The organism is Streptomyces sp. SS1-1 (assembly GCF_008973465.1).
Lineage (GTDB): Bacteria > Actinomycetota > Actinomycetes > Streptomycetales > Streptomycetaceae > Streptomyces.
Window position 1 is genome coordinate 1 of the sequence record NZ_WBXN01000003.1, and the last position, 14,134, is coordinate 14,134.

Sequence of the window (14,134 nt, forward strand, 5' to 3'; positions counted from 1 at the left end):
GCACCCTGCACCTGGCCGGCCACCATGAACCTCTGCTGCTGACCAGCGCCGGCGCCGCGTGAGGTGACCGCCGCCCACGGAGTCGCCCTCGGTGTCGCACCCGGCCTGGGCAAGTGGCCGTCGCCGACCTTCCCCCTCCTCCGCGCGGAGCTCTGCTCCCTACACGGACGGCCTCATCGAAGGCTTCGCCGGCATCACCGGCACCCGGCTCGGAGTTCGACGGCCTGCTCGGCATCCTCGACGCGCCTCCACGCCGCGGACCCCCCGGCGCCCACCTCGACGCGCTCATCGTCGAGACCCGCGCCCTCAACGCCAACCGGCACACGGACGATCTCGCCATCCTCCGCCTGGACTGGGATCTCGCATAAGGCCGGCCCACGGGCCGCTCCCCCGTCGGCGGCACCACCCGGTGCCGGGGAGCGAGGACGGCGGTCCTCGGCTAGTCGGCCGCCACGTCCGCCTCAGCGGCGCCGTCGGTTCGGGGCGTCGGTAGGCGCCGTGCCACCAGATCCGGGCGAGTTCGCGGGCGAAGGCGCCGTCACCGCTGCCATCGTCGACGCTGATGTGGTGGGCGATCGCCTGCGCGCCTCCCCAGACGATGATGCGGCTGGCGGAGGCCGCGTCGAGGTCGGGCGGGGCGAGCCCGGCCGCCTGGTCAGCGAGCAGGGACCGCAGGGCGTTCACCTCGAAGCCCTCGAGGTCGGCCGTGTAGAAGTCGTGCACCGTCGGGTCGTAGGCGGCGGCCTCGCGCACCGCCGTGATCAGGCTCTGATGGAGGCGGTGCGTCTTGATCACGTCTTCGAAGAAGTGCGCGAGCGCCTCCGGCCCGGCGGCGGGATTCCACTGTTGTGCGTGCGTGAGCAGTGACTCCCGCAGGTCGTCGGTGAGCCTGACCAGTACGTCGGACTTGCTCTGGAAGTGCGCGTAGAACGTGGCCCGGGAGACGCCCGCCTCCTCCAGGATCCGCTGGACGCTGATCTCGGAGAAGGCTTCGCCGGACTCCAGGAGCCGCTGCAGGGTGGACATGACCTGGGCCACCGTCGCGGCCGAGCGTGCCGCGTGGTGGTCGGCCTGGCGTCGTGTGACGGGTCTCATCAAGATCTCTCTCGTACGTCCTCGGGCGTGTGCGCTCCGCGGGGTGCGGCGGAGTGCGGGTTCAGCGCACCACGGGCAGAGCGTAGTCCCACAGCCGGTCGGCTGCGTCGGCGTCCACCGACCACTTCGCCACACCGGCCATCACGTCGGGCCCGCCGTCGACGACCTCGGATTCCTGGTTGTCCTCGAAGTACCGGCCGGTCACGCCGTCGAGGAGGGGGACGCGGCCAGCAGGGTGCTCGTGGCGGCGCCCTGCGCCGGGGTCTTGTAGTAGTCCGGGGTGACGAGGTTGCCGTCCTCGTCCAGCGCGCCGAGCGCTCGCAGGGTGGCCTCGTCGAGGTGACGGGCGAGGTTGGTGTGGATCCAGCCGGGAGCGCAGGCGTTGGCGGTGATGCCGTCCCGGCCCACCGCCGGCTGATCCCGACGGCCAGCAGCACGTCGGCGGTCTTCGACTGCGCGTAGGCGACGAACGGGTCGTAGGGACGCTCCTCGAACTGCGGGTCGTCGAAGTCGAACCCGGCTCGCAGCTGTGCGCCGGAGCTGACCACGACGACGCGGGCGTTCTCCGCGCTCCTCAGGGCGGAGTGCAGGCCGACGGCCAGGGCGAAGTGACCGAGGTAGTTCGTGGCGAGTTGCAACTCCCAGCCCTGGGCGCTGACCTGGCGGGTCGGGAGCATCATCACGCCGGCGTTCGCGACGAGGCCGTCGAGCGGCCCTTCCCAGGATTCGCAGAAGGCACGGACGGAATCCAGGTCCCCGAGCTCGAGCGCGGCCGCCCGGGTGCCGGGGAACTCGTCGACGAGAGACCTGGCCGCGTCGGGGTTCCGGGTGGCGATCGTCACCTCGGCGCCGGCCCCGGCGAGCGCGCGGACCGTCTCGAGGCCGAGCCCGGAGGACCCACCGGTGACGATCATCCGTCGCCCGCGCAGGTCGACTCCGTCGAGCACCTCGGCCGCGGTCGCGCGCATCCCGAAGGGAGTGGTTATGGGCGTCATAGCTGTGTCCTGCCTAGTGGGGGCCGTCGTCACGGTGCCGGGGGGGCGGGTCTGCACTCGACGGTCCGACGTCATCTTCCCTATCAACCATACAGCGTGTTCAGACAGTCTGTATTCCTCGCTGCCGCCTCGAGCGAGCTGCCACGCACGGTCACCCACCTCACGTGGGACTTCGAGCACTTCGGCTCCATATACGCCGCCGGTCTCCACCTGCTCGACCAGCAGCGCCAGGCCTGCCGCATCGCCCGTCACGCCCTCACCGTCACCGGTTGGGCCCGCAGCCCCTTCACATGCTCCGACTGGCCGACGAACTCTTCCCCGCCATGCATTGGCGTGACTGCCGAGTACCGGAAGAAGATCGAGCAGATCCGCGCGCCGACAGCGACCTGGATCACGCAGACCGCGTAGAGATGACCACACGGAAGCAAGCGGTGCTGCACAGGTGCCGCCGGCCGACGCAGCGCCTGGCACCGCACTTGCCGGCCAAGCACAGGACCCGTTTGCGAAAGTGTGAAATGGGGCAATCCTGCGCGGTGGTCGCCTCCCTTCCGTAGGCGGCTCGGCGCAGGTGGACCCGACTGCACATCACAAGATCCAGAGGCACGCGCGTTGAGTGACCAGGACCAGCCCGGGCAGACCGGCCAGCCGAGGGTTCCTGACCTGCGGCTGCAGCTGGATTCGGAGCTGGACGAGATCGGTGCGCAGTTGCGGGCTCTGGCCGATGCCAAGGACCGGCTGCAGGGCCTGCTGGGCGCCGTACTGGCGATCAGCGGGGAACTGGATCTCTCGGCCGTGTTGCAGCGCATCGTCACCACGGCCATGGATCTGGTCGGCGCCCGCTACGGCGCCCTGGGTGTCCTGCACGAGTCCGGCGAGTACCTCAAGGCCTTCATCACGGCGGGGCTGAGTGAGAAGGAACGCGCCGATCTGGGCGGGGTGGCGTTCCCCCATGGTCGTGGTGTGCTCGGCCATCTGATCCACAATCCCGAACCACTCCGTGTCGACGACATCCCCTCCCATCCTCTCCGCCGGCTTCCCGCCCGGTCATCCGCCCATGCGCACGCTGCTGGGGGTGGCGATCAGTGTCCGCGGCGAAATCTACGGCGACCTCTACCTGTCCGAACGTCTCGACGGCCGCCCTTTCGGCCCTGATGACGAGGACGTGGTGGTCGCCCTCGCCGGCGCCGCCGGTATCGCGATCGAGAACGCCCGCCTGTTCGGGCAGGTCCGTGACAGCGCGGAGGCCTTCCAGCGTCTGCTGCTGCCCACGCTGCCCGATCTGAGCCCCTTCACCGCCGCCACCGTCTACCGGCCGGCCGCCGAGCCCAACCGGCTCGGCGGGGACTGGTACGACGCCATGGTGCTGCCCGACGGCACGGTCGGCATCATGATCGGTGACGTCGGCGGCCATGACCTGTACGCGGCAGCCGCCATGGCGCAGACCCACAGCATGCTCCGGGCGCTGCTGTACGACCGCCTTACGCCGCCCAGCGCGATCCTCGCCCAGCTGGACCGCACCCTGCACGCCACCGCGGACGTGCCGGTCACCACCGCGTGCCTGGCCCGCGTCGAAGCCGGCACCGACGGATGGGTCCTGCGCTGGAGCACCGCCGGGCACTTCCCGCCCCTGCTGATCAGCCCTGACCTGAGCACGGAGTACCTGCACGCCGAGCCCGGCCTGCCGCTCGGGGTGAGCACCGGCGAGCACCGCCCCGACCACACGCGCTCCCTGCCCGCGGGATCGATCCTCCTCTTCTTCACCGACGGACTCATCGAGCATCCCGCCCATTCCATCGACGTGGGCCTCACCGCGCTCGCCGACCTCGCCGCCACCCACGCCTCCCGGCCACTGCACGAACTCGTGCAGGTCCTGGCCGATCATCACCCGAGCGACGGCCAGGACGACATGGCCATCCTCGCCCTGCGCATTCCGGTCAGCACCACTCCCCCACAGCCGCCGGTGTGAGCAGGCAGGGCACGAAGGCCTCCCGGCACCTGACTGACGGGCAGTCACCTCGTCCCGGTCACTGGTGGTCAGCACCGCGTCGGCCCATCGGACGGCTCCCAGAATTCTCGGTGTTCGCGAGCGTCCCGTGCCCGGCCCCGGCTGGCGCGTGCGAATCGCGTGCGCCCAGGACGGTGAACAAGGCGGAGGCCAGCGCCAGTGCGCCGTAACCGAGCGAGATCTGTGGCAGCGACAAGGTCGAGGTCAGCCGGCCGGCGATGAGGGCCGGGATCGTCGCGCCGCTGTCGTGAAGTCAGGGAGATGTGACGGACCGTCAACGGTGTGAACGCACGGAGTTGTAGATGGGGTGCACATCGGATACGCCCGTTCGCTGAGGAGAATCGGGCGCCGGCCTCGGGCGGCGGCACGAATGGTTTCAATACGACGCCGGCAGCAACGACTCGAGCGCGTCGGTGCGCGTCGGTCAACGGCACGGCTGTGCCCCGCCGAGCCCGGCATCCCCGCCGGTGCCGGAACCCGCGGTCATGTCAGGCACCGGCGGCGCCATCCTCGCACCTCAGTCCGTCACTCCGGTGTGCAGGCGGATCGTCGTTCCTTCGTCAGGAGTCGAACGGATCTCGACCAGATCGCACAGTTGGTGCGCGAGCCAGAGGCCCCGCCCGCCCACCTGGGTCCGGGTGGGCCGTGAACGGCCCATGAGTGGGTCGGCGATGTACCCGGCGTCGCGGAACTCGCACACCAGGCGCTGTTCCTGGCTCCACATCCGCAACACGCCCTGCCCGCCGCCGTGCCGGATGCTGTTGGCGGCGATTTCGGTCGCCGCCAGATGCAGCTCGCGCAGGCGGGCACCTTCCAGCCCGAGCTGGTCCGCGCAGGCGATCTTCTCCCTGAGCGCGGGGAGGTCACCTCTGCTGTAGGCGAACTCCTCGTAGGGGGAGCAGGGATGACTGAGCGGGCTGAAGTCGAAGGGTGCCCGCAGGTCGTAGGTCTCGCTCGTTTCGCTGCGGCCGGCCGTGCGGATGGTGGGGTGGCAGCGAGACATCCGGTCCAGCTCAGCCCCTTCGCCCGCGATGTCGTACGGGCACAGCAGCCACCACGCCGGACCGGCCGAGAACGCCTTGTTCAGCAGCCACTCGTGGTAGCGCAGCTCTTCCGCCTCCGCGGGACTTCGCACCGCGCCCCAGGGAGATTCGCCGATCCCGCGCACCGGTCGGCCCTCGTCGCTGTGCGCCTTGATCCATCCCTGCCAGGCCCCGATGAGCCGGCCCGGATGGTGCGCCACCGCGCTGGTCTCGACGTAGCGGACCGCGTCGTCCTCGGGCATCTCCGCGCGCAGGAGGGCCGCCTTCTCTTCCGGGACGGCGACGACGACGGCCTCTCCACCGTCGCGGGCCTCCTGGATGAAGCCCAAGGTGCCCTGGAGGAACTCGTCGCTTCCCTGGTAGGGGTACAGCTCGTGCCTGTAACCCTCCCGGACGGTGACGGCGTGGTGTGGGTCTCGGAGGAGGTCATGGCGTCATCACCACGGGGATGGAAGGGTCTGCGAAGCCGGAGAGGTCCCAGGCCAGTCGTACGGTCTCATTGGTTCCCTCCAGCACGATCTTGCGATCGGGCAGTGCTCGAGCGGCGTCGGCGAGGGCGCTCATGCCTGCTGCGTCGAAGAAGTCCAGGGTCTGGCACAGCAGCCGCACCGTGGTCGTCTGCCGCAGTAGCGTGACCAGGATGGCTCCGAAGGCCACAGCACCCTCGGTGTCGACGATCCCCCTCACCGTCCAGCCGCCCTTTCCCGCCCTGTAGAGCTGAAACGAGGGCGATATCGGTCGGCTGCCCAGGTGTGGGGGGGTGCACACATCTGAGCTTGTCCAGGGGGCGGCGTCCCAGTTGCCCCGCTGATAGGCGCAGACCACGGACGCGCCACTGTCGGCGGCGAACTCCTCCAGTTCCAGCTCACTGCGCAGCAACCGCTCAGCACCACCGCCGGCTGCCTCACCGGTCACGTGGTGCAGCACCCGCAGGGACCGGTATCCCTCGCTCTCGGCGCTGGCCGCCTCCCGGCGCACCACCGCGAGAAGGGGTTCCTCGAGCCGCCTCGGATCGAGTACCAGGGCAACGGCATCAGCCGTGACCTGTGCGGAGGGCGAGACGATCAGCACCTTGTCGCCGAAGAGGGCCCCGTCCGCGACGAAGGCCCGGCTTCGGACCATCACATCGTCCGTGACGTCCAGAAGCTGACACACATGGTCACCTGCATCGACCTCATCCAGCGTCTCCACCGCGCGGGTCGCTCTCACGGCTTCCTCCCTCGCCTCGCCTCCCACCTTAATGTTCCGAACGCGCCCATCACCAAGCCGATCGGGCCATGGCCGATCACTTGGAGCCGCACCATCAGAGCGTGCCTCACGGTGTCCTCTACGGGTGTGCTCCTCTGGTCACCCGGGCTTCCGGTCGCCGCACACCGCCCGGTCCAACAGGCGGACCGCGGCATCCGCCTGCTCGAGGAAGCGCTTCTCGTCACCGAAGCGCGTGGTGAAGACGGCGGCCGCGGCCGACACCCGGCCGTCGGGCGTGACCGCGGTCTCGGAGACGGTGCCGAAGGACGTACCGCCGTGGTACCAGATCCCACTTGCGCAGCCCTGGGCCGGGCGCCAGGCGAGGCCGAGGCCGTACCGCGCCCTGCCGTCGGTGGTGTAGCCGGGCGCCGGGACGGTGGTACGCATCTGCCGCAGCTGCTCCGGCGGCAGCAGCCGGCCGCTCAAGAGGGCGCGCAGGAAGGTGTTCATGTCGCGAGTGGTGCTGATGATGCCGCCGTCCGCGCCGCCGCCCACGGCCAGCGTGGTGTCGGTGAGGTCGTTCCGGCCGGGGAACTGTGTGTATCCCACGGCCGTCGGCATCGGCACGTACGGCGAGGTGTCCGGTATCAGCGTGTGGCGCAGCCCCAGGGGTTCGATGATCCGGTCGTGCACCTCCTGCGGCCAGGGGTTGCGGTGGCCTTCTCGATGATCATCCCGAGCACCACGTAGTTGGTGTTGGAGTACGCCCACCGCGTCTCGGCACCCGGATCGTCCGCGTCCGGCAGCCAGCTGGGGGCGCGACCCATCGCCACGGCCACCTGCTCCTCGGGGGTCTGTGAGCGGAACCGCTGTGCGTGGAAGCGCTCGGGCGTCAGCTCCGCCGGGTCCTCGAAGGCGATGTCCGTGTAGTCGGCCAGGCCGCTGGTGTGCTGGAGCAGGTTGCGCAAGGTGATGCGGCTGCCGTCGTTGCCGTTGCCGGCGACCACCCCGGGCAGCCACCGCTCGACGGTGTCGTCCAGGCTCAGCGTGCCCTCGCCGACGAGCTGGAGCGTGGTCACGGCCGTGAAGGTCTTGGTGTCGCTGCCGATGCGGTAGTAGGCGTCCAAGGGCACCCGGCCCCCGTCCTTCAGGCTCGCGGTGCCCGACCTGACCTGCGTCTCGCGCCCGGACCCGTCCCGGGCGAGCACCGTCAGCCCGGTGGCTCCCGTGTCCCGTACCGCGTCCGCGTCCCGCTGCAGCCGCGCCCGCGCGTCCCCGCCGCCGGAGCCCATGGCTTCGGCCGTGGTGCCCGGCCCGAGAAGCGATACGGTCCCGATTGCGGCGATCCCTGTCACTGCCAGCCCCGCACGCCACCGTGCGGACCGGCCCCACCGCGTACTTTTCGTGATCTCCATGGCCGGAACGCTACGGAGGGGCGGCGCCGCGGACCATCCGGCTGGCTGCCCGGACGGGGGTGGTGCTGGCACCCCTCCTCGCCCCCCGCGTATCGCTGTGCACGGGCTCCGGACCGGCGTGGTCACCGGCGCCCTGGACCGGCTCCAAGTCGTTCCGCTCCCCGGTTGACCGCTGCTCCCCCGTCCATGACCGAGGTTTCGGTCTATGGGATACGTGTCCGGTTTCGGGTGGATGGATCAATGGTCGGTGCCGTCCGAAACTGGAATCGATTCACAGCCCTTATATGGAGGTACCGCGCCTGAAACAATTGCTGGAATCAGCATCCCGACACGAAGCTCGTGGCCGAGGCGACGTCGCTGGTTCGTGAAGCCGCGGACGACACCTTGTTCAACAGGAAAGACGTCGTGGACATCATCATGGGGAACGCCTGGCCGGAATAGGCGGGCTGTTCTTGGCCCGGTAGGCCATGGCGAACGGCGGGCGGCACGGCCGGCTCCTCAGGAGTCCGCGGATCGGTGGGATCCAGGGTCCGCGTGGGCGAGGGACACGCCCTCGCCCCGCGAATGTCCCCTCTGCCCGACTGGAAGCGGCACACAGTCCGTGGACCGGATGACGTCCCGCTCGAGATCGTCCAAGGCGCGGCGGGCGACCTCGATGCGTTGGAGTAGGAGTTGTTCGTCCTGCGGTTGCGGTGTCCGGTGTCGGGCTTGTGGCGGCTCCCGTTCCTCGTCCATGCCCTTGGCCTCTTCGAGGGAGGTGAGGACGACGCCGATGAGGACGTTGACGAGGACGAACGAGGCGAGCAGGACGTAGGAGGCGTAGTAGAGCAGGCTCCAGCGGGAGATCTCCAGGCCGGCGCGTACGGCGTCCCCGATCCCGTCCAGGGTCATCAGGAGGAAGAGGGTGAGCACTGCGCGGCCGATGGAGCCGTAGTGTTCGGGGTCGTGGCGGCCGAAGAAGACCCAGCCGACCATCGCGTACACGTACAGCAGCAGGCGCCCACGAGGAGGAAGCTCAGCGTGCCCGGGAGGCTGCGGCCCACGGCGACGAGCACGATGCGCAGTTGGGGCAGGAAGCGGGCGGTCCGCAGGACCCTGGCCAGCCTGAGCAGCCGCAACACGGTGGTGTTCTCCCGCACGACGGGCGCGAAGGCACACAGGACGACCGCGAGATCGAAGACGTTCCACGGGTCCTCCCAGAAGCCGCGGGGCCGGTCCGCGTGCGCGGCCATGCGCAGCACGATCTCGACGGTGAACGCGGCCAGGCAGACGTGCTCGGCCAGCCGTAACCAGCCATGCCACTCCTGTGCGAGACCGGAGTACGTCTCCAGGCCCAGCAGGACGGCGTTGCCAAGGATCACCGTGAAGACGGTGAGCGCGAACCAGCGGGCCTCGGTGACCCCGCGGCAGTACACGGCGACTCGTCGACGTCCGGACGGGGCGTTGACTCCAGCCACTTGATCTTGGTGTTGCGGCATTCTGCTGCTTCTTCTCCTCCGGATGTGCGACGGGCCGCCGCCGCCGAACGCGCGGCAGCTCGTCGCGCGAGCAAGATCTAGAAGAGACTTCTACAGCACTGTATTGCCGATGCGTGAGCGACCGGGGAAGCCAGGCGGCCCCCGGGCCGGTGATCTGTCATGCCGCAGGCGGGGCTCCTTCACGGAAGGTTGCGCTCTTACGGGGCTGATGGTCTCCAGCGCTGACGAGGAGGGCGCTGGGTCCGAAAGCGATGGTGTGACGCGACCAGGCTGACCTGCAACGGACGCGTTAGATTATGCATGTAATATAAATTCCGTTGCCCGCCCGCCAGGGATGCGGCTTCTTGCCCGCCCGTGCGGTTTCGGCTCACACAGCGCGATGAACCAGCGGGTGTCCGCCTGCTCAGCCTGGCCTCAAGTGACGAGGAACCCATGACCTTTGACGATCTGCTGCCACCCGTGTCGCCCGCCGAAGCGGCCGAACTCGCGTTGCTGGCGACCGGCCCTGTCCTGCTGCCCGGCGAGGAGGGGTACGACGCCGAGTGCCGGATCTACAACCTGAACGTTCTCCTGGAGCCGGCGCTCGCGGTCGGTGCCGCCGACGCGGCCGACGTACAGGCGGCCGTCCGCTTCGCGGCCCGCCAGGGCAGACCCGTGTCGGTGAAGACCACGGGTCACCAACAGGTCCACCCGCCCGGGCGGGGTCTTGATCAGTACCCGCCGCATGAAGGGCATCACCATCGACGCGCACCGCAGACGCGCACGGGTCGAGGCCGGAGTGATCTGGCAGGAGGTCATGGACCGGGCCGCCGAGGCCGGCCTGGCCCCGATGAGCGGCTCCGCGCCGCTGGTGGGCGTCGCCGGCTACACCCTCGGAGGTGGACTCAGCCCGGTCTTCGGCCGAAGCCGGGGTACGCGGCGGACCACGTCCGCTCGCTGGAAGTGGTGACCGCCGACGGCGAGTTGCGGCACGTCACGCCGGACAGCGATTCCGAACTGTTCTGTCGCTACTCGGAGGGAAGGGCAACTTCGGCGTGGTCACCGCCCTGGAGTTCGACCTGTTCCCGGTGACCCATTTCTACGGCGGCGGCATCTACTTCCCCGGCGAACGACTCACCGAGGTGCTCCACACCTGGCGCACCTGGCAAGCAGACATGCCGGAGGAGATGTCCTCCTCGGTCGCCGTGCAGCGGCTCCCTCGCTGCCGGAGTTGCCGGAACCCCTCCGGGGGCCTTCGTAGTGCACGTACGCTTCGCCTACCTCGGCCCGTCGGCCGAGGGCGAGCGGCTGATCGCACCCCTGCGGGCGGCCGCCCCAGCACTCATCGACGCCGTGGGCGAGATGCCCTACACCGCGATGGGCGCCGTTCACATGGACCGCCGACGCCGATGCCGTATTACGACCGGACGACGCTGTTGCGCGCGCTCCCCGCCGAGGCGGCCGACAAGTTGATCGAACTGCTCGGTCCAGGCTCGGACTCCCCGCTGGTGAGCGTCGAGATCCGCATGCTCGGCGGTGCGCTCGACCGTGAACCCGAGGTTCCCAACGCCGTGTCCAGCCGCGGGCTTCCTTTCGTCCTCTTCGGTTTCGGTGTGGGCGCCCCCGACGGGCCGAGTTCCTGAGCGCCAAGCTCGACGAGGTGATGAACGCGATGGAGCCTGACAGACCGGCGCAGGATGGTCAACTTCCTCTCCACCGAAGAGGCCACGGACAGCGAGCGGCTCAGCGAGGTCTACGGCGCTGAGCGCTACCGCCGTCTGGCCGCGGCGAAGAAGGCGTACGACCCGCCAACATGTTCCGGGTGAACCACAACATCCAGCCCGGCTGAGCTTGCGGCCACCGGAACGCGCCGGTTGCGGTGGCAGGGCTTACTGGCCCTGACGAAGCCTCTGGACGTGCCGGTGGGTGATCAGGCAGACGGCGATCCGAGGAAGCCTCGTGGATGTCGTCGCGTCGTTCCCACCGATGCGTAGCCGGCGGAAGCCATACAGCCGCCAGGAGGTCGTCCGTTCGACCACCCAGCGGAAGGGGCCCAGGCCGGTACCGTGCGGCTGGCCACGCCTCGGCGATCACCGGGCGGATGCCGCGCTGCCGCAGAAGCCGGCGGTACTTGTCGTGGTCGTAGCCGCGGTCCGGACCGCGCCTACCTGCGCAAGCGCGGGATCCGCCGCACGATCCCGGAGACCGCAAGAACGCGGTTCGCGCGGTGGCCGGCCGCCGATTCGACAAGTCCGACTACACGGGACGCCACGCGGTTGAGTGCGGCATCCATCGCCTCAAGCGACACCGCGCGATCGCCACGCAATACGAGAAGCCCGCCGTCCGCTACGAGGCGACCGTGCTGGTCGCGGCTATCCACGAGTGGCTGCGACCAGCAGAACGCACCCGAGCGCCGATTGCCGCACGATTGTCCGAGAATGCGGTCGCGGCCCCCGGTCGTGAAGCGGCCAGCCTGGATGGCCAGATGGAAGCCTCAAACTCGGACAATTTAGGCAATCGGGCCTCCGCGTTCTCTCAGCCAGCGTGGGATCCGAAGCGATCGGGCTCCGCCGGGTCCCGATCAACGACTTGGATCGGTGTCCAAGCCGATTGCCAAACGCTGATGCCCGGCGCGCGGGAAAACCGGATCGGCCCGCGGGTGCCCTCGACCGCCACGCGCGGCCATGACTCGGCGATGGCCGCCCGGTCCGTGCTGTGGGAACGCATCATGTCGGCGAGGACGGTCACGGTGTCCCAGCCCTCGAAGGCGACGAAGGAGGGCGCTTCGCCCAGCCGCTCGCGCAGCTCCTTCCTGACACGTTCGCCGAGCGGACCGAGGCGCTCGGGCAGGTAGCGCAGGAACGGGATCCCGTGCCGTCCTCGCCCAGCACCTCGGCCCATTCGGCGAACTCCGGTTGCCCGGCCGGAGCGCCGATCAGGATCTCCGCGAGCCGCCGGTCGCCACGGACGGCTCTGACGATCGGCACCGCCGGCTCCGGATTGCCGACCAGCAGGAGCAGCGCCGTCGCGCCGTGGTCGACGAGCGCGTCGCACAGGGCCTCGGGGCTGAGCGCGTTCGTGTCGAGTTCGACGACGGTACCGCCGCGCGGAGCGAGGTGGTCCCGAAGGACACGGGTCCCCGACGCCCAGTAGACGCTCGGCTGGGTCGCCACGGCGATCCGACGTCGGCCCGCGCCGAGGAGAAAGTCCGCGTAGATCGCCCAGCCGTGGGACTGGGCGGGGCCAGGCGCGCCACCCACTCATCGGCTCCTCGGTGAGTGCGTCGAGCACCGCGGACGAGCAGAGGAACGGCACGCCGAGGGCGTCGGCCCGGGCGGCGGCTGCGCGGGCGACGACGCTGTGGTACTCGCCCGCCACGGCGGTCACGCCCAGGCAGGCCAGTTCGTCCACGGCCGCCGAGGCCCGCTCCGGATCGGCCGCGGTGTCCCGGACCACCAACTCCTGGTATGCCGTCGATCCCGCCGGCATCGTTGACGTCACGAACGGCCAGGTCGAGTCCTGCGAGCAGGTGTCGGCCCGCCTCCACCCAGCCGGGGCGCGTCAGCGGTACGAGAGCACCCAGGCGGACGGACGACCCGTCTGTGTGCTCCGCTCCGGACGGCGATGATGGCGTGCTCATCGGGTGACTTCTCCCCTGTGACGGTGCGGTCGCAGTCCGCCCGGCTCGTGCGCCGGCCGGGCCGGCGGTTCGCGCTCATCACGTCTCGCCGCGGCGGGCATACCGGGTGATCATGCCGGTCATTGGATACACCACCATCGCCAATAGGCAACCGATTATTTGCTCGCCGAGCTGCCAGGCTTCATCGTCATCGCGCCAACGCACGAGGGCCTGCACCTTAAAGGGCGTTAGGGCAGATAGCGCCACTGACATCCCGTCCGGTTCCAATGGAAGATCGCGTTCACGATGTCCCGGAGATCGCAGGAGCCGGCGTCGCCGGTCGCCGACCGGCCCAACCGGTTCTGCTTCCAGGCCATGATCACCGGTTCGATCAGTCCACCGTTCGTCGGAGAGGTCGCTGGGGTATGGCTTGCGCTCACTCCCTGCCGCTCCCTCAGAGCGAACCGCGGCCTGGTCAGAGTCGCGTAGGAGCGGTCCCAGGTCACTTCGTCTGGACCCGTTGACGAGCCCTTTCTCCTGCGGTGTGGACGAGTTCGGGGTTGCGGAAGAATCTGGTCACCCTGTCCGCCGCCGCTGCCGCCGGATCGCCGCGACGACATAGCCGGCTCACCATCGCGTACCGCGTCGGGGGCGCCGCCGATGCCACCCGCAAGGACGGGGAGTCCGGACGCGGCGGTCTCCAGGCAGACGATGCCCGGGCCCTCCACCCCCAGGCCGCGTCTGCGGTTTCGGCAGGGCATGGCGAAGGCGTCACCGCGGCGTAGAAGGAGGGGAGTGTGTGGTGGGGGTGGATCACCGGCCCCGGCCGTAGGGCCCGCATCGGGCCGCCGTCCAGGCCGGGGCGAAAGACCGTGGTGTCCACGCCACGGGCCAAACGTGCGGTGCGAGTCCCGGAAGCCAGGGCCGCTTCGATCGGTCGAACGGGTGCTCGCGCCTTCGTGGCCAGGCCACCGCGGGAGCGTCCGAGGGCATGGTCGTCAGGCTCGCCGGGAGGGGCCCCCTTTGACGGGCCCCGGCGGCGTGCTGGTGCGCACGCACGGTCGTGGTCGACTGCGACGGCCCGTTCAGGTCGCCTTCGGTGTCGGTGTGGGCGAGCAGGGCGGGCCCACTGGGCGTCCAGTCAACGACGCACCCACATCAACGGACCGGTGATCAGAGAGGAGCGGCCAGCCGGATCGCTGATCAGAGCGGACCCAGGGGTCGATCGCAGCCGGGACTCAGAGTTGGAATTCGGCCGGGAACGCCCCAGCGTCGCGCAGGCCTCGCGCAGGACCGTCGCCTCTGCCTGGGAGAAGT

Annotated in this window: 8 protein-coding genes and 9 pseudogenes; 5 read left to right on the top strand and 12 right to left on the bottom strand. The window is 69.8% G+C overall.

From position 1 onward, the window contains the following. Positions 1-306: 306 nt before the first annotated feature. Together F8R89_RS01250 and F8R89_RS01255 are read right to left on the bottom strand one after the other, a co-directional pair. Positions 307-1,095: a TetR/AcrR family transcriptional regulator gene (locus F8R89_RS01250; RefSeq protein WP_151782199.1), complete on the bottom strand. Its 789-nt coding sequence runs from the start codon at positions 1,093-1,095 to the stop codon at positions 307-309. Between the two features lie 61 nt (positions 1,096-1,156). Further along, positions 1,157-2,090 (bottom strand): annotated as a pseudogene (locus F8R89_RS01255) (SDR family NAD(P)-dependent oxidoreductase). A 96-nt stretch (positions 2,091-2,186) separates the two neighbouring features. Here F8R89_RS01255 and F8R89_RS01260 point away from each other — a divergent pair. Beyond that, positions 2,187-2,498: a hypothetical protein gene (locus F8R89_RS01260; protein WP_151782132.1), complete on the top strand. Its 312-nt coding sequence runs from the start codon at positions 2,187-2,189 to the stop codon at positions 2,496-2,498. Between the two features lie 252 nt (positions 2,499-2,750). Then, positions 2,751-4,056, top strand: a pseudogene (locus tag F8R89_RS01265) (PP2C family protein-serine/threonine phosphatase). 556 nt (positions 4,057-4,612) lie between these two features. Here the strand turns inward: F8R89_RS01265 and F8R89_RS01275 are convergent. The 5 genes and pseudogenes from F8R89_RS01275 to F8R89_RS36515 all read right to left on the bottom strand — a co-directional run bounded on the left by F8R89_RS01275 (position 4,613) and on the right by F8R89_RS36515 (position 9,960). Beyond that, positions 4,613-5,467, bottom strand: coding sequence for a sensor histidine kinase (locus tag F8R89_RS01275; protein WP_318841257.1), 855 nt, complete (start codon positions 5,465-5,467; stop codon positions 4,613-4,615). A 97-nt stretch (positions 5,468-5,564) separates the two neighbouring features. Next, positions 5,565-6,347, bottom strand: coding sequence for an MEDS domain-containing protein (locus F8R89_RS01280; RefSeq protein ID WP_151782201.1), 783 nt, complete (start codon positions 6,345-6,347; stop codon positions 5,565-5,567). A 138-nt stretch (positions 6,348-6,485) separates the two neighbouring features. Beyond that, a pseudogene (locus tag F8R89_RS37305) lies at positions 6,486-7,741 on the bottom strand (serine hydrolase domain-containing protein). Between the two features lie 498 nt (positions 7,742-8,239). After that, a pseudogene (locus F8R89_RS01290) lies at positions 8,240-9,219 on the bottom strand (ion transporter). 414 nt (positions 9,220-9,633) lie between these two features. Beyond that, the gene (locus F8R89_RS36515) at positions 9,634-9,960 is read right to left on the bottom strand and encodes a hypothetical protein (protein WP_225994286.1); all 327 of its coding nucleotides are present in this window, start codon (positions 9,958-9,960) and stop codon (positions 9,634-9,636) included. Here F8R89_RS36515 and F8R89_RS36520 point away from each other — a divergent pair. From F8R89_RS36520 to F8R89_RS37065, 3 genes are all read left to right on the top strand, one after another. Then, positions 9,944-10,168: an FAD-dependent oxidoreductase gene (locus F8R89_RS36520; RefSeq protein ID WP_264158878.1), complete on the top strand. Its 225-nt coding sequence runs from the start codon at positions 9,944-9,946 to the stop codon at positions 10,166-10,168. The genes F8R89_RS36515 and F8R89_RS36520 overlap by 17 nt on opposite strands. Before the next feature lie 439 nt (positions 10,169-10,607). Further along, the gene (locus F8R89_RS36525) at positions 10,608-10,841 is read left to right on the top strand and encodes a hypothetical protein (protein ID WP_225994285.1); all 234 of its coding nucleotides are present in this window, start codon (positions 10,608-10,610) and stop codon (positions 10,839-10,841) included. A gap of 54 nt (positions 10,842-10,895) precedes the next feature. Beyond that, positions 10,896-11,024, top strand: a complete 129-nt coding sequence (locus tag F8R89_RS37065) for a hypothetical protein (protein ID WP_264158879.1) — start codon at positions 10,896-10,898, stop codon at positions 11,022-11,024. A 63-nt stretch (positions 11,025-11,087) separates the two neighbouring features. Here the strand turns inward: F8R89_RS37065 and F8R89_RS01300 are convergent. The 5 pseudogenes from F8R89_RS01300 to F8R89_RS37315 form a co-directional block, all read right to left on the bottom strand. Next, positions 11,088-11,352, bottom strand: a pseudogene (locus F8R89_RS01300) (IS5/IS1182 family transposase); the annotation flags it as partial. Positions 11,353-11,733: 381 nt separating this feature from the next. Continuing rightward, positions 11,734-12,838, bottom strand: a pseudogene (locus F8R89_RS01310) (ABC transporter substrate-binding protein). 230 nt (positions 12,839-13,068) lie between these two features. Next, positions 13,069-13,318 (bottom strand): annotated as a pseudogene (locus tag F8R89_RS36530) (transposase); the annotation flags it as partial. A 182-nt stretch (positions 13,319-13,500) separates the two neighbouring features. Then, positions 13,501-13,578: pseudogene (locus F8R89_RS37310) on the bottom strand (glycosyl transferase family 1); the annotation flags it as partial. Between the two features lie 185 nt (positions 13,579-13,763). Next, positions 13,764-13,894, bottom strand: a pseudogene (locus F8R89_RS37315) (IS5/IS1182 family transposase); the annotation flags it as partial. Positions 13,895-14,134 lie beyond the last annotated feature (240 nt).

What these genes read in the sequence shown, in the direction of transcription:
- F8R89_RS01250 (WP_151782199.1), bottom strand. Translation starts at nt 1,095, where the DNA reads ATGAGACCCGTCACACGACGCCAGGCCGACCACCACGCGGCACGCTCG.
- F8R89_RS36520 (WP_264158878.1), top strand. Translation starts at nt 9,944, where the DNA reads ATGAAGGGCATCACCATCGACGCGCACCGCAGACGCGCACGGGTCGAG.
- F8R89_RS36515 (WP_225994286.1), bottom strand. Translation starts at nt 9,960, where the DNA reads ATGGTGATGCCCTTCATGCGGCGGGTACTGATCAAGACCCCGCCCGGG.
- F8R89_RS36525 (WP_225994285.1), top strand. Translation starts at nt 10,608, where the DNA reads ATGCCGTATTACGACCGGACGACGCTGTTGCGCGCGCTCCCCGCCGAG.
- F8R89_RS37065 (WP_264158879.1), top strand. Translation starts at nt 10,896, where the DNA reads ATGGTCAACTTCCTCTCCACCGAAGAGGCCACGGACAGCGAGCGGCTC.